We start from the raw sequence: 15389 nt of genomic DNA, 5'->3' as shown, positions 1-15389 counted from the left end.
GCTCCTTGATGTCGGAGCGGAAAACACCCTATTGCAAATGCAAATAATTATCAATAGTATTCTTCATAACATCCGCGCACCTACAGGTGCGCCTGGCCCAGTAAATAAGCTCTCTATGACGTGGTTAACCAACGAAACCGGCAGTGAATCCTGGTGGCGAACATTACAGCAGCAGGGTCTTCCCTTAATCGAACCCGCCGAGCGCGGTGAATGCGCCGTCACCTTTTTCTGGCGCGATCCGCAGGGAAGCGAAGCCACCTCCTCTACCCGTCGCGTCTGGATCAATATCACCGGCGTCACCGATCATCATCAGCGCGCCGCGCCCCGCTCGCTTAGCCGCATCCCTGGCACCGACGTCTGGTTCTGGCGCACGCAGCTGCCCGCCAGCTGGCGCGGCAGCTACTGCCTGATGCCCGACAGCGATCCCGCCGATTTTGAGGGCGAGCCGGATATGACGACCCTGCGCGCTTGGTGGCGCGAAAAATTCCCCACCGCGCAGGCGGATGCGCTGAACCCGCAGCGCGGCTGGGCGGGCGGACGCGGCATGCATGTCTCGCCGCTGCATCTGCCGGACGCGCCCGATCAGCGCGTCTGGCAGGCGGTCGACAGCGGTCGCGCGCCCGCGCTGCCGCTTCAGCATCATATCTGGCACAGCGCGCGCCTCGGCAATCGCCGTTCGGTGTGGATTTACGCCACCGGCGACGCGCAGCCGACCGCACGTCCGCTGGCGCTGCTGCTGGACGGCCAGTTCTGGGCTAACAGCATGCCGATCGCCTGGCCGCTGCAACAGCTCACCGACGCTGGCGAACTCCCGCCGGCGGTCTACGTCATGATCGATATCATCGACCGCGAACACCGCAGCCGCGAACTGCCCTGCAATCCCGACTTCTGGCTGGCCCTGCAGGAAGAGCTGCTGCCGCAGCTGCAGGGCTGGGCGCCGCATCGCGTCAGCGCCGCTGAGACGCTGGTGAGCGGGCAGAGCTTCGGCGGGCTGTCGTCCGTCTACGCCGCGCTAAACTGGCCGCACCATTTCGGCGGCGCCATCAGCCTCTCCGGTTCGTTCTGGTGGCCGGAACGCGGTCAGCCCAACGGCAGGCTGATCCAGCAGCTGCAGCAGGGTGAATACCGTCTCGCGCCATCGCGCATCTATCTGGAAGCGGGACGCCGCGAACAGCTGATATTCAAAGCAAACCAGCAGCTTCAACAGGACCTGTCCGCCGCAGGGCATCAGGTCGTTTTTCATCCGGTCGACGGGGGCCACGACGCGCTGTGCTGGCGCGGCGGGCTGCTCAATGGACTGAAAGCAATGTGGCAACATCTTCTTTAAATCGCCTGGCTAGCCCGACTGTTGCGGGCAGGAGACCGATATGCAACCTAATCCCTTTGACGATCCGCAGCAGGATTGTCTCGTGCTGATCAACGATCGCCAGCAGTACAGCCTCTGGCCCGCTTTTCGCGCCCTGCCCGCTGGCTGGCGCTGCCTCTTCGGCCCGCAGCCGCAGGCGGAATGTTTGAGCTGGCTCAACGCGAACTGGCGCGATATTCGCCCGGCCCACCCGAGCGCGCACCGGAGCGACCATGTCTGAGACGCTGATGAACCCATACCATACCGACCAGAAAATCCTGCCGCTGGTGGCGGCGCAGCCCGGCATCTGGATGGCCGATCAGCTGTCGCAGCAGACTAACGCCTATGCGGTCGCGCACTTTGTCGAGCTGCGCGGCGAGCTGGACAGCGCGCTGCTGAGCAAGGCGATCGTCGCTGGAATGCAGGAGGCGGATACGCTAAACATGGCGTTCGGCGAGCTTGAGGGTGAGGCGGTGCAGTGGCTGTCGCCGCAAACCTTTCTCCTGCCTGAGATCGTCGACCTGCGTCAGCACGCCGATCCAGAGGCCGCTGCGCGCCATCTGATGCGCGTCGATATGGCTGGCGATCTGCGCGTGCTGAGCGGCGCGCCGCTGTGGCATCACCAGCTGATGCGGCTGGGAGAGCAGCGCTGGTTCTGGTATCAGCGCTATCATCATCTGGTGGTGGACGGCTTTAGCTTTACCGCCCTGACGCGCCGCATCGCTAACCTCTATACCGCGTGGATGCGCAACGAAACGCCGGAACCGACGCCTTTTACGCCCTTCAGCGAGGTGGTAGAGGAGTATCAGCGCTATCAGGCTTCGCCGAACTGGCAGCGGGATCGCGACTTCTGGCGCGAAAAGAGCGCGCAGCTGCCGCCGCCCGCCTCGATCTCTCCCCTGCCGCTGGCCGGACAGAGCGCCAGCACCGCGCTGCTGCGTCACACTTTCTCACTGGAGAGTGCGCGCTTTCAGTCGCTGGTTCAGCAGCTGGAGGTCAGCGCGGCTGACGCCGCCTTTGCGCTGGTGGCGCTGTGGCTGGCGCGCCTGAGCGGCCAGAACGATTTCGCCGCCGGCTTTATCTTTATGCGCCGCATCGGCTCGGCGGCGCTCTGCGCCACCGGACCGGTGATTAACGTGCTGCCGATGGCGGTGCATTACGATCCCGCTCAGCCGCTCGGCGCGCTGGCCCGCCAGCTGGCCGCAGAAGTGAAAAAGATGCGTCGTCATCAGCGCTTCGACGCCGAGCAGGTGCAGCGCGACGCCGGACGGCTCGGCGACGGCGATCCGCTTTACGGCCCGGTGATCAACCTGAAGATGTTCGACTATCAGCTCGACTTCAACGGGGTGGAAGGGATAACGCATCAGCTCGCCTCCGGGCCGGTGCGCGACCTCGAGATCGCGATCTACCTCAGCGAACAGGGCGAGCTGACGCTGGAGCTGCTGGCTAATGCGGAACGCTATCAGGAAACAACGCTGACGCAGCACGCCAGCCGTTTCGATCTGCTGCTGCGGCAGCTGGCGGCGCAGCCGGAGCGCCCCTGCGGCGAACTGGATCTGCTGACCGAAGCGGAACATCAGCAGCTGGAGAGGATCAATCAGACCGCGATGGCGCTGCCAGCTGCCACGCTCGACAGCCTGCTGCAGGCGCAGGCGCGGCGCACCCCGGACGCGCCCGCGCTGGCGGACGATAGCCACCGGCTCAGCTACCGCGAGATGCGGCAGCAGGTCGAGGCGCTGGGACAGCAGCTGATCGCCAGCGGCGTGCGGCGCGGCGATATCGTCGCCGTGGCGCTGCCGCGCGCGGTCTTTCTGTCGCTGGCGCTGCAGGCGATCGTCAGCGTCGGCGCCACTTACCTGCCGCTGGATACCGGCTATCCCGACGACCGTCTGCAGATGATGCTGGAGGACGCCGCGCCGAAGACGCTGATCGTCAGCCGCGCGCTGGCGACGCGCTTCGCCGCTCTTTCGCCGGTTGCTCCGCTCTTCTACGACGCGCTGCTGCCCGACGTCGCCGCGCCCGCGCCTGGGCAGCCGCCGCGCCCGCAGGACGGCGCCTATCTTATCTATACCTCCGGCTCGACCGGCCGTCCCAAAGGCGTGCTGATCGGCCATGAGGCAATCGTCAACCGTCTGCTGTGGATGCAGGCGAGCTACCCGCTCGATGCCACGGATGTGGTGCTGCAAAAGACCCCCAGCAGCTTCGACGTCTCGGTCTGGGAATTTTTCTGGCCGCTGATGACCGGCGCGCAGCTGGTGATGGCGCCGCCGGAGGCGCACCGCGATCCCGACGCGCTGCAGCAGCTTTTTGCGCGCTATCGCGTCACCACGACCCACTTTGTTCCCTCGATGCTGGCGGCCTTCGTCGCCTCATTGCAGGACGAGGATGCGGTGGCGCGCTGCGCCAGCCTGCGCCGCGTCTTCTGCAGCGGCGAAGCGCTGCCGGCCGATCTGTCGCGCCAGTGGGAAGCGCTGACTCAGACGCCGCTGCATAATCTCTACGGCCCCACCGAAGCGGCGGTAGACGTCAGCTACTACCCTGCCTTCGGCCCAGAGCTGGCGGCGGTGGAAGGCGCCAGCGTGCCGATCGGCTTCCCGGTCTGGAACACCGGCCTGCGCATCCTCGACGCGCGCCTGCAGCCGGTTCCGCCAGGCGTTGCGGGCGATCTCTATCTTACCGGCGTGCAGCTGGCGCACGGCTATCTCGATCGTCCCGATCTCACCGCCAGCCGTTTCGTCGCCGATCCGTTCGGCGACGGCACGCGCATGTACCGTACCGGCGACGTGGCGCGCTGGCTGGCGAACGGCGCGGTGGAGTATCTGGGCCGCAGCGACGATCAGCTGAAGATCCGCGGCCAGCGTATCGAGCTGAATGAAATCGATCATGCGCTGGCGGCGCTGCCCGGGGTGCAGCAGGCGATCACGCACGCGGTGGTGCTGGGCAACGCCGGCGCGCAGCAGGGCGACGCGCGCCAGCTGGTGGGCTATGTGGTGGCAGACCGCGCCGTTGATAGCGAGGCGATGCGCGATGCGCTGGCGCAGCAGCTGCCGGCACATATGGTGCCGGTGGCGATTGTTGCGCTGGAGGCGCTGCCGCTCAGCAGCAACGGCAAGCTGGACCGTAAGGCCCTGCCGCTGCCGCAAAGCCGCGCGGGCGACGCGAGCCGCGCCCCGCTGCCGGGCCTGGAGACGCAGCTGGCAGAGGCATTCGCCGCGCTGCTGGAACGCGACAGCGTCGGCGCGCAGGAGGATTTCTTTGCGCTGGGCGGCCATTCGCTGCTGGCGATGCGGCTGGCGGCGCAGCTGCGGCGCCAGCTGAAGCAGCCGGTTTCCGTCGGCCAGATCATGGTCGCCTCGACGGTGGAAAAGCTGGCGGCGCTGCTGAGCGATGCGCAGACGGCGCAAACCGCCGGGTTCGAGCCGGTGCTGCCGCTGCGTGTCGGCAGTGGGCCGACGCTGTTCTGCTTCCATCCCGCGTCCGGCTTCGCCTGGCAGTTCAGCATTCTGCAGCGCTATCTCGACGCGCGCTGGTCTATCGTCGGCATTCAGTCGCCCGACGCCAGCGGCCCGCTCAGTCAGGCGGCGCATCTCGATGAGGTGTGCGACGCGCATCTCGCCACGCTGCGCCAGCAGCAGCCGCAGGGCCCCTACTATTTCCTCGGCTATTCGCTGGGCGGCACGCTGGCGCAGGGCATCGCCGCGCGGCTGGAGGCGCTGGGCGAAGAGGTGGCGTTCCTCGGCCTGCTCGACACCTGGCCGCCCGAGACGCAGAACTGGGACGAGAAGCGCGGCAAGAATCAGCTCGATCCGGCGGTGCTGGAAGAGGTGAACCGTGAGCGCGAGCAGTTTGTCGCCGCCCAGCGTCAGCAGGCGGGCGAAGGCCTGGAGGCGATGTTCGACGCCATCGAGGCCAACTACGCCAGCTCGGTGCGGCTGCTGGCGACGGCGCGCAGCGCGCGCTTCAGCGGTCGCGCCACGCTGTTCCTCGCCACCGAGACGCAGCAGCCGGATCAGGATGCGCATCGCGCATGGGCGCCCTATGTGGGTGAGCTTGAGGTGCGGCCGCTGGCGTGCGCCCACGTCGAGATTATCTCGCCGCGCATGTTCGAGCAGATCGGGCCGCAATTGCAGCAGCTGCTGGCGAAGTTTGCCTGATTCTGAAGAAAGGTGCGGTCGCGGGTAGTCTGGCCCGATCGCAAAGTCGCTTAAGGCATCCATGCCCGCTCGGCCCGCGCCATCCCTGGCGCGGGACGCTTTGCTCTTCGGGCCAGACTACCCGCTCCTTTATACGCAGTGCGGGTTTTAGCTAGCGCCTCAGTTGCGCCCGCGTCCCAGCGGCACAATCATCGGCGTATGCGCCACTGGATCCTCAACGATAACGCAGCGCAGCCCATAGACCGCCTCAATCAATTCCGGCGTGACAATCTCCGACGGCCTGCCCTCGGCGACAATCTGGCCGTTGCGCATCGCGATCAGATGCGTGGCGTAGCGGCACGCCTGATTCAGATCGTGCAGCACCACCACCAGCGTGCGGCCATGCTGCTGATTGAGACCCTGCATCAGCTCCAGCAGTTCGATCTGATGGGTAATATCGAGCCAGGTGGTGGGTTCGTCCAGCAGCAGCAGCGGCGTCTGCTGCGCCAGCACCATGGCGATCCAGACGCGCTGGCGCTGGCCGCCGGAAAGCTGATCCACCGGCTGCGCGGCGATATCCGCCACGCCGGTCGCCTGCATCGCCTGCTGCACCGCCGCTTCATCCTCGTCGCGCCAGCGGCCGAACAGTGGCTGATGCGGATAGCGCCCGCGCGCCACCAGCTCGCTGACGCTGATGCCGGAGGGCGCCTGCGAACTCTGCGGCAGCAGGCCGAGACGCCGCGCCACCTCTTTGGTGGAGAGGCGCGAAATCGCCTCGCCGTCGAGCAGCACCCGCCCCTTCAGCGGCGGCGCCAGGCGGCTCAGCGCGCGCAGCAGCGTCGATTTGCCGCAGGCGTTGGGGCCGATGATCACCGTCAGTTCGCCATCCGGAATGGTCACCGACAGCCCCTCCGCCACCACTTTTTTCTCGTAGCCCAGCGTCAGCGCGTCGCCCTGCAGGCGCGCAATCTTCTCTGTCATTGGCGTCGCGCCTCCCTGACCAGTAGTGCAATCAAATAAAGTCCGCCAAGGCTGACGGTAATCACACCGACCGGCAGCTGATACGGCAGGAAAAGATGCTGCGCAGCATAGTCCGCCGCCAGCAGCAGCAGCGCGCCGCACAGCGCCGCCAGCGGCAGCGCGCCTTTGATGCCGCCGCACAGGCGACGAGCGATCTGCGGCGCCAGCAGAGCGACGAACGAAATGGGGCCGGCCAGCGCGGTCGAGGCGGCGGTCAGCACCACCCCGAGCAGCATCAGCCACAGCCGGCTGCGCTCTACCGGCACGCCCAGCGCGCAGGCGGTGTCGTCGCCCATCTCCAGCAGGCGCATACGCCGCGCCAGCAGCGCGGTCAGCAGCAGCGCCGCCGCCAGCACGGCGACCGCCGGCGCGGTTTTCGCCCAGGTGATGCCGTTAAGCGATCCGGCGCTCCACAGCCCGGCGCTGAGCGCCGCCTCCAGCGAGGCGCTGATAATCAGCCAGCCGTTAAGCGCCATCAGCAGCGCGCGCACGCTGACGCCGACGATAATCAGCCGGAAGGTCTCTACGCCGTTGCGCCAGGCGAACAGATAAACTACGCCAGCGGTCAACACGCCGCCCAGCAATGCCGCCAGCGTCATCGCCTCGCTGTTTTGCTGAAACAGCACCAGCGCCACCAGCACGCCGCTATAGGCGCCGGTATTGAAGCCGAGAATATCGGGGCTGCCGAGCGGGTTGCGCAGCAGCGACTGAAAAATCGCGCCGCTGATCCCGAGCGCCGCGCCGAGCAGCAGCGCCATCGCCACGCGCGGCAGCCGCCACTCCAGCACGATCAGCTGAACGTTGCGCGCCGCCTCGCCGGTAACCAGCTGCCAGAGTTGCGCGCCCGTAACCGGCAGCGCGCCGCGCGTAACGCCGAAAAAGGCCAGCAGCGCGCAGGCCGCCAGCAGCCAGATGGCGTGCATCATCGCCCGACTCATACCTGCCCTCTCCCCAGCTTGCGGCGCACCAGCACGATCAGCATCGGCGCGCCGAGCAGCGCGGTGACCACCGAGACGCGCAGTTCGCCCGGCACCATCAGGCGGCCCAGAATATCGGCGGCCAGCAGCAGACAGGGGGTGATCAGCAGCGTGCCGGGCAGCATCCAGCGGTGGTCGTTGCCCCACAGCCAGCGGGCCAGATGCGGCGTCATCAGCCCGACAAAGGCGATGGGGCCGACGGCGGCCGTGGCGGCGCCGCTCAGCAGGGCGATAGCCAGCAGCCCCAGCAGTTGGGTACGCGCCACGCGCGTGCCGAGCGCCGTCGCCAGATCGCCGCCCATGCTCAGGGTATTGAGCGCGCGCGCCAGCAGCAGCGCGATCAGCGCGCCGACCGCTACCGCTGGCCAGGTGGCGCGCAGCACGGCAAAGCTGCGAATATCCAGCGAGCCGCTGTGCCAGAAGCGCAGATGATCGTAAATATCGGGGTTGAGAAGCGAGAGTCCGGAAGTCAGCCCTTCCAGCACCGCGCCGAGCGCCACGCCCGCCAGGGTCAGGCGCACCGGATTGACGCGGCCGCCGCCGAGCGCGCCGGTCAGCGCCACCAGCAGCGACGCCAGCAGCGCGCCGACGAAGGCGAAGCCGAGCCAGTCGGCCGGCGAATCCGCGCCGAACAGGGCAATGCCCAGCACCACGGCGAAACCTGCGCCCGCGTTAACGCCGAGAATGCCGGGATCGGCAAGCGGATTGCGCGTCAGGCTCTGCATCAGCGCGCCCGCCAGTCCGAGCGCGCAGCCCGCCAGCAGGCCGGCAAGGGTGCGCGGCAGCCGCGCCTCGCGCACGATAACGCAGTCGGCGCTGCCGCAGCGGGTAGTGAGGGCCAGGTAAACATCATGAATGGCGATCGATTTGGCGCCGAGCATTAGGCTGAGCGCGAGCAGGAGCAACAGCAGCGTCCCTGAAGCGGCTATTGCGGTGAGTTGGCGCATAACGTTCCGAACCTTCACTGTTCACTGACGCAGCGAACGCGTCAATTTGATAATGATACTTGTTATCGTTATTACTCGTATTTTTGTATGTTACCATGATTCGCCTCGACCATAGCGAGGAAAACCGCAGCAAAAGGCGAAGCAATGAACAAACCCTCCCTTCTCATCGATCTCAGCCTGTTGAAGACGCATCGCGCTTTTCGCGCCGTCTTTATCGCCCGTTTTATCTCTATCGTCGCGCTCGGCATGCTGGCGATTGCCGTGCCGGTACAGATCCAGCAGCTGACCCGCTCGCCCGCGCTGGTCGGGCTGGCGGTGACCCTGGCGGGCGCGGGCATGTTCGTCGGACTGCTCACCGGCGGCGTGCTGGCGGATCGCTACGAGCGCAAACGGCTAATCCTGATTGCGCGATCTACCTGCGGCCTCGGCTTCGTGGCGCTCGCCGTTAACGCCTCGCTGCCGACGCCGTCGGTCAGCGCGGTCTTTTTGCTCGGCCTGTGGGATGGTTTCTTCGGCGCGATCGGCGTCACGGCGCTGCTGGCGGCGACGCCGGCGCTGGTGGGACGCGAAAACCTGATGCAGGCGGGCGCCATTACCATGCTCACGGTGCGCTTCGGCGCGCTTCTCTCTCCCGCCGTCGGCGGGCTGGTGCTGGCGCACGGCGGCGCGGCGTGGAACTACGGCCTCGCCGCCCTCGGCACGCTGCTCACCGTGTTGACCCTGCTGCGGCTGCCCGTGATGCCGCCGCCGCCGCAGCCGCGCGAACATCCGCTGCGAGCGCTCGCCAGCGGCGTACAATTTCTGTTCGCCGCGCCGCTGGTGGGCATGGCGGCGCTGATCGGCGCGCTGGTCACGCTGGCGAGCGCGGTGCGCGTGCTCTATCCGGCGCTGGCGCCGCACTGGCAGGTCAGCCTCGATGAGCTGGGACTGATGTACGCCGCCGTGCCGCTCGGCGCGGCGCTGGGCGCGCTGACCAGCGGACGGCTGGCGCAGACGCCGCAGCCAGGCAAAGTGATGTTAGCCAGCGCCGTCGCCGCTTTCCTCGCGCTTGGCGCCTTCAGCCTGATGCCGCAGTTCGCCCTTGGCCTTGCCTGCCTGGCGGCGTTCGGCTACTGCAGCGCCGTTAACAGCCTGGTGCAGTACAAGCTGATCCAGTCGCTGACGCCCGATGCGCTGCTGGGACGCATCAACAGCCTGTGGACGGCGCAGAACGTCACCGGCGATGCGATCGGCGCGGCGATGATCGGCGCGCTGGGGTCATGGCTGCTGCCGCAGCAGGCCGCCGCGCTGTTCGGTTTCGGCGCGGCGCTGCTGGGAGGAGTGATGTGGATGCTGATGGCGAAGCTGCGACGCTATCAACCGCCAGCGCCGACGCTGGCGGAAGAGGCGTCATGACTTAACGAACAGCTGCTCCAGACGCGCCAGCAGATGGCGGGCGCTGTAGTAGTCAAGACGGAAGGTGTCGGCGCCCAGCGCGTAAACCTGCTGCTGCTTCACCGCCGTGGTTTGCGCCAGGAACGGGTTCTGCATCAGCTGTTTCGCCCCTTGCTCCTCCGCGGCGAACAGCAGGAAGGTGTTGCCGTTCAGGCCGCTGGCGACGTTCTCGCCCGAGAGCTGAATAATATCTTTGCGCTGGCCCATGCTGTGGGTTTGCTGCAGATCCGCAGGCGGCACGGCGAGCGTAAAGCCGAGCTGCTCCAGTAGCTTGCCCTGCGCCGATTCGCGGGTCCACAGGTTCACCGCGCGGCCGCCGCCGTTAAATACCATCGCGGAAACCGGCTGCGGCGGCAGCGTGATTTTCTGCTTCAGCGCCGCCTCTTGCGCATCGAACGCCTTCACGCGCGCCGCCGCATCCGCCTCGTGGCCAGTCGCTTCGCCGAGCAGCGTCACCAGCTGCTGCCAGCTTTTATCGCCATAGTTCACCACCAGCGTCGGCGCGATAGCCGAGAACTGATCCACCAGCTTGAGCGCGGAGTCATTGCCGGTCGCGCTGACGATAATCAGATCCGGCGCTTCGGCGGCCACCGCTTCGGCGCTCGGTTCACCAATATAGAGCCGCTTGAGATTTTTACGCTTCGCGACGTCGCTCCACTGACGGAAAAATCCCTGCTCGTCCGCCAGTCGGCTGCCCGGCGCGGTCGCCCCGCTGGCGATGACCGGCGCGTCGATCGCCAGCAGCGAGCCAGTCAGGGTGACGCTGGTAGAGACAATGCGCTGCGGCGCTTTCTCCAGCGTGACGCTACCGCCGGCGCTTTGCAGCGTGCGCGGCCAGCCGCCTTCCGCCCGCGCGTCCGGGTGAGCCAGCACGGTCATGAAAGCCAGCGCGGCCACCGTGGTAAAAATCCGCTTAAACATAAGATTCAGTCCACCTTTTACTGTAATACAACCTTCTGTCGCCTCTACGCATCACGCTGGGATCGCGCGCTCACTGCCGCGAATTTATTGACACTCCAGCCTAATCAACGTAGGTTACAGAACCACAATACAAATGATAATCATTATTAGTTATCTTATCATTTATAGGTGAAAATTATGGTGGAAACGTTGACGTTTGGAAATCCCCTGCTTGAGGATTTCTCCGCGCTGTGCCGGGGATTTATCTTCACATCCCCGTGGCGCAGTATCGCTACGCAAGGCTGCTACACCACGATCGCCACGCCGGCGACCGATGGCGACGCGCTGAACGGCGACTTTCAACAGCAGCTGCGACGCCACTTCGCATCGGCAAAAAAACAGGGCATCGCCCATCCGATTCTGGTCGGTGCCATCCCCTTCGACGTCACGCAGCCCGCCGCGCTGTTTATTCCGGAATCGCATCAGACCTTTAACCGCGCCGATCTTCAGGCTGCGCTGCCCGCCGTTCAGGCGCCGCTGCCGCAGGTACGCCGCCGTGCCGCTATGCCGGAGCACGATGTATTTACCGCCATGGTGGCAGAGGCCGTGGCTGCAACGCAGCGCGGCGAACTGGATAAAGTCGTGCTGTCGCGCCTGATGGATATCGTGACGGAGCAGCCGGTGGATATCGCCGCGCTGATGCAGCGCATCGTGGCGCAAAACCCGAACAGCTATCACTTTCACCTGCCGCTGCCGCAGGGCGGCTCGCTGGTGGGCGCCAGCCCGGAGCTGATGCTGCGTAAAGCGGGGCGTGATTTCAGCTCCTGCCCGCTGGCCGGCTCCGCGCGACGCGACGCCGACGCGCAGCGCGACAGGGCCGCAGGCGACGCCCTGATGCAGTCGACGAAAGATCGCCACGAGCACAAGCTGGTGACCGACGCGATGCGCGAGGTGCTGCAGCCGCGCAGCCGCCTGCTCTCGGTGCCCGCCACCCCTTCTCTGCTTACCACCGCCACGCTGTGGCATCTGGCGACGCAGATTGACGGCGAAGCGCTCGACGAGCAGGAGAACGCGCTGTCGCTCGCCTGCCTGCTGCATCCGACGCCGGCGCTGAGCGGCTTCCCGCATAGGCGCGCGCAGCAGCTGATCCAGACGCTGGAGCCGTTTGACCGCCGCCTGTTCGGCGGCATCGTCGGCTGGTGCGACGAGCAGGGCAACGGCGAATGGGTCGTGACTATCCGCTGCGGCACCGTGCACGGCGCGCGGGTGCGCCTGTTCGCCGGCGCGGGCATCGTGGCCGATTCGCAACCGGAATCAGAATGGCGCGAGACAGGTGTCAAACTCGACACCATGCTGCGCGCTTTTGGACTGCAATAAAGGAAATACCATGTCGATCCCTTACCATCGCTGGCCAGACGATCTGGCGGCACGCTACCGCGAGAAAGGCTACTGGCTGGATGTGCCGATGACCGATATCCTGGCGCGTCATGAAAATAGCGACGCCATCGCCGTTATCGAAGGCGATCTGCGGCTGAGCTACCGTCAGCTGGCGCAGCGCAGCGACAACCTCGCCGCCGCGCTACAGCGCCGCGGATTGAAAAACGGCGACACCGCGCTGGTGCAGCTTGGCAACGTCGCCGACTTCTACGTTACCGTTTTCGCCCTGTTCAAGCTGGGCGTCGCCTCGGTCTATGCGCTGTTCAGCCACCAGCGCACCGAGCTGCAGGCCTACGCCGCGCAGATCGAACCCGCGCTGCTGATCGCCGATCGCCGCCATGCGTTGTTCGCCGACGACAGTTTTATCGACGCGCTGTGCGCCGCGCAGCCGTCGCTGCAGCAGGTGATCCTGCGCAACGACAACCAGCCGGAAAACACGCTGGAAGCGCTCATGGCCGAAGCGGCGGGCGATTTTCAGCCGACGCCGACCGCCGCTGACGAAGTCGCCTTTTTCCAGCTTTCTGGCGGCAGCACCGGCACGCCGAAGCTGATCCCGCGCACCCACAACGACTACTACTACAGCATCCGCGCCAGCGACGAGATCTGCGCGGTCACCGCCGACACGCGTTATCTGATCGCCCTGCCGGCGCCGCATAACTTTGCGATGAGCTCGCCCGGCGCGCTCGGCGTCTTCTACGCGGGCGGCCAGGTGATTCTGGCCGAGGATCCCAGCGCGACGAACTGCTTCCCGCTGATTGAAAAGCACCAGGTCACCGATACCGGCCTGGTGCCGCCCGCCGTCAGCCTGTGGCTACAGGCGATCCAGGAGTGGGGCAGCAACCAGGCGCTGGCGTCGCTGCAGCGGATGCAGGTCGGCGGCGCCAAACTGGGCGAAACGCTGGCGGCGCGCATTCAGAGCGAGATCGGCTGCCGGCTGCAGCAGGTGTTCGGCATGGCCGAAGGGCTGGTGAACTACACCCGGTTCGACGACGACGAGCGGACCATTCTCACCACTCAGGGCCGTCCGATTTCGCCGGACGATGAGGTCTGGGTAGCCGACGAGAACGGCGATCCGCTGCCGACCGGCGCCATCGGCCGCCTGATGACGCGCGGCCCCTATACCTTCCGCGGCTACTACAAAAGCCCGGAGCACAACGCCGCCAGCTTCGACGCCGACGGTTTTTACTGCTCGGGCGATCTGATCGAGATTAACCCGCAGGGCTATATCACCGTGCAGGGGCGTGAGAAAGATCAGATCAACCGCGGCGGCGAAAAGATCGCTGCCGAGGAGATCGAAAACCTGCTGCAGCGCCATACGGACGTGATCCATGCGGCGCTGGTGTCGATGCATGACGAGCTGATGGGTGAAAAAAGCTGCGCCTTTATCGTCGCGCGTCAGCCGCTCAAGCCGGTGGCGCTGCGCCGCCATCTGCGCGAGCTGGGCGTCGCCGAATATAAACTGCCCGATCGTATTACCTGCGTGGATGCGCTGCCGCTGACGCCCGTCGGCAAAGTAGACAAGAAACGCCTGCGCCAACAGCTTGCCGATCAACAAGCGCAAGCCTGACCTGTTCCGGAGATTTTATGGCTATTCCAAAACTGACCTCATATTCGCTGCCTGCCGCCGCCGAGCTGCCCGCCAACAAGGTGAAATGGACGCTGGAGCCGCAGCGCGCCGCCCTGCTGATTCACGATATGCAGGCCTACTTTCTTAACTTCTGGGGCGAAAACAGCCCGCTGGTCAATCAGGTCGTGGAGAACATCGCCCGCCTGCGCGCCTGGTGCAAGTCGCAGGGCATCCCGGTGTTCTATACCGCGCAGCCTAATCAGCAGAGCGATGAAGATCGCGCGCTGCTGAACGATATGTGGGGGCCAGGCCTGAACAAACATCCCGAGCAGCAGAAGATTGTCGATGCGCTGGCGCCCGACGCCGAGGATCAGGTGCTGACCAAGTGGCGCTACAGCGCCTTTGTCCGCTCGCCGCTGGAGTCGATTCTGCAGGAGATGGGACGCGATCAGCTGATCATCACCGGCGTGTACGCCCACATAGGCTGCCTGACCACCGCGACCGATGCCTTTATGCGCAACATCCAGCCCTTTATGGTGGCGGATGCGCTGGCGGACTTTAGCCGCGAAGAACATATGATGGCGCTGACCTATACCGCCGGACGCAGCGGCAAAGTGATGATGACCGCAGATTTAATGCCGCTGCCGCTCAGCAAGGAGGATCTGCGCGCGCTGGTTCTGCCGCTGCTGGAAGACGACGACGTGCCGGAAGATAATGAGAACCTGATCGACTACGGTCTCGATTCCGTACGCATGATGGCGCTGGCGGCGCGCTGGCGTCAGGCGCACGGCGATATCGACTTCGTCAGCCTGGCGAAAAATCCCACTATCGACGGCTGGTGGGCGCTGCTGTCACGGGAGCCTGCGTAATGAACCAGCGCTTCGACTTTAGCGGTAAACAGGTCTGGGTGACCGGCGCAGGCCAGGGCATCGGCTACTATACCGCGCTGGCGTTTCACGCTGCGGGCGCGCAGGTTCAGGGTTTCGATCTGCGCTTTCACGACATCGACTACCCTTTCGCCTGCCATACGCTTGACGTGGCCGATGCCGGACAGGTGAAAACGGTGTGCCAGCGCCTGCTGGCACAGCAGCCGCGCCTCGACGTGCTGGTGAACGGCGCGGGCATCCTGCGTATCGGCGCCACCGACGAAATTTCCGCCGCGGATTTCCAGGCCTGTCTGGCGGTCAACGTGGGCGGCGCCTTCAATATGTTCCAGCAGACGCTGCCGGTGTTTCGCCAGCAGCGTGCAGGCGCCATTGTCTCTATCGCCTCTAACTCGGCGCACGCGCCGCGTATCGGCATGTCGGCCTACGGCGCGTCAAAAGCCGCGCTGCGCAGCCTCACTCTGACGGTCGGGCTGGAGATGGCGCCCTATGGCGTGCGCTGCAATATCGTTTCGCCCGGCTCGACCGACACCGAGATGCAGCGCAGCCTGTGGCATACGCCGACCGCCGAGCAGGAGATGATCGACGGCTTCCCGGATCAATATAAGCTGGGGATCCCGCTGCGGAAGATCGCCACGCCGCAGGAGATCGCCAACAACGTGCTGTTTCTCGCCTCGGATCTTGCCAGCCACGTGGCGCTGCAGGATATCGTGGTCGACGGCGGCGCGACGCTGGGAGCCTGACC

The 15389-nt window shown here is 65.7% G+C and carries 12 protein-coding genes; 8 read left to right on the top strand and 4 right to left on the bottom strand.

Annotation, left to right across the window (positions count from 1 at the left end; genetic code table 11):
- The first annotated feature begins 115 nt into the window (after positions 1 to 115).
- The 3 genes from fes to JS46_RS07110 are packed head-to-tail and all read left to right on the top strand — an operon-like array spanning position 116 to position 5499.
- Positions 116 to 1327, top strand: coding sequence for an enterochelin esterase (gene fes, locus JS46_RS07120; RefSeq protein WP_033749297.1), 1212 nt, complete (start codon positions 116 to 118; stop codon positions 1325 to 1327).
- A 40-nt stretch (positions 1328 to 1367) separates the two neighbouring features.
- The gene (locus JS46_RS07115; RefSeq protein ID WP_033749295.1) at positions 1368 to 1586 is read left to right on the top strand and encodes an MbtH family protein; all 219 of its coding nucleotides are present in this window, start codon (positions 1368 to 1370) and stop codon (positions 1584 to 1586) included.
- Positions 1579 to 5499: an enterobactin synthase subunit F gene (locus JS46_RS07110; protein WP_033749294.1), complete on the top strand. Its 3921-nt coding sequence runs from the start codon at positions 1579 to 1581 to the stop codon at positions 5497 to 5499. Before JS46_RS07115 ends, JS46_RS07110 begins: the two co-directional genes overlap by 8 nt.
- A gap of 159 nt (positions 5500 to 5658) precedes the next feature.
- Here JS46_RS07110 and JS46_RS07105 read toward each other — a convergent pair whose 3' ends face one another.
- From JS46_RS07105 to fepD, 3 genes are read right to left on the bottom strand one after another with little or no spacing between them, the layout of a single operon-like run.
- Entirely contained in the window at positions 5659 to 6459 is an 801-nt protein-coding gene (locus JS46_RS07105) for an ATP-binding cassette domain-containing protein (protein WP_033749293.1), read from the bottom strand.
- A complete protein-coding gene (gene fepG / locus JS46_RS07100) occupies positions 6456 to 7436 on the bottom strand; it encodes an iron-enterobactin ABC transporter permease (RefSeq protein WP_033749292.1) in 981 nt (326 codons plus the stop codon). The genes JS46_RS07105 and fepG overlap by 4 nt, the downstream gene beginning before the upstream one ends.
- Positions 7433 to 8422, bottom strand: coding sequence for a Fe(3+)-siderophore ABC transporter permease (gene fepD / locus JS46_RS07095; RefSeq protein ID WP_033749291.1), 990 nt, complete (start codon positions 8420 to 8422; stop codon positions 7433 to 7435). Before fepD ends, fepG begins: the two co-directional genes overlap by 4 nt.
- Positions 8423 to 8566: 144 nt before the next feature.
- Between fepD and entS the strand changes: the two genes are divergently transcribed.
- Positions 8567 to 9817 (top strand): enterobactin transporter EntS, encoded by a 1251-nt coding sequence (entS, locus tag JS46_RS07090; RefSeq protein WP_033749289.1) that lies wholly within the window; start codon positions 8567 to 8569, stop codon positions 9815 to 9817.
- Here entS and fepB read toward each other — a convergent pair.
- The gene (gene fepB / locus JS46_RS07085) at positions 9812 to 10777 is read right to left on the bottom strand and encodes a Fe2+-enterobactin ABC transporter substrate-binding protein (RefSeq protein ID WP_033749288.1); all 966 of its coding nucleotides are present in this window, start codon (positions 10775 to 10777) and stop codon (positions 9812 to 9814) included. The two genes, entS and fepB, sit on opposite strands and share 6 nt — an antisense overlap.
- Positions 10778 to 10954: 177 nt before the next feature.
- On the opposite strand from fepB, the gene JS46_RS07080 reads away from it, so the two are divergent.
- Genes JS46_RS07080 through dhbA form a run of 4 tightly spaced genes read left to right on the top strand, consistent with a single transcriptional unit; the run spans position 10955 to position 15387 of the window.
- Complete coding sequence (locus JS46_RS07080) at positions 10955 to 12133, top strand: isochorismate synthase (protein WP_033749632.1); 1179 nt, start codon at positions 10955 to 10957, stop codon at positions 12131 to 12133.
- 10 nt (positions 12134 to 12143) lie between these two features.
- Positions 12144 to 13760 carry a (2,3-dihydroxybenzoyl)adenylate synthase gene (locus JS46_RS07075; RefSeq protein ID WP_033749287.1) on the top strand — a complete coding sequence of 539 codons (1617 nt, stop codon included), beginning with the start codon at positions 12144 to 12146 and terminating at the stop codon, positions 13758 to 13760.
- A 17-nt stretch (positions 13761 to 13777) separates the two neighbouring features.
- Entirely contained in the window at positions 13778 to 14629 is an 852-nt protein-coding gene (locus tag JS46_RS07070; RefSeq protein WP_033749285.1) for an isochorismatase, read from the top strand.
- Entirely contained in the window at positions 14629 to 15387 is a 759-nt protein-coding gene (gene dhbA, locus JS46_RS07065) for a 2,3-dihydro-2,3-dihydroxybenzoate dehydrogenase (protein WP_033749284.1), read from the top strand. The genes JS46_RS07070 and dhbA overlap by 1 nt, the downstream gene beginning before the upstream one ends.
- Positions 15388 to 15389 lie beyond the last annotated feature (2 nt).

Source organism: Pantoea sp. NGS-ED-1003 (assembly GCF_000738765.1).
Lineage (GTDB): Bacteria > Pseudomonadota > Gammaproteobacteria > Enterobacterales > Enterobacteriaceae > Pantoea > Pantoea septica.
This window is presented reverse-complemented; position numbering and strand designations above follow the sequence as displayed.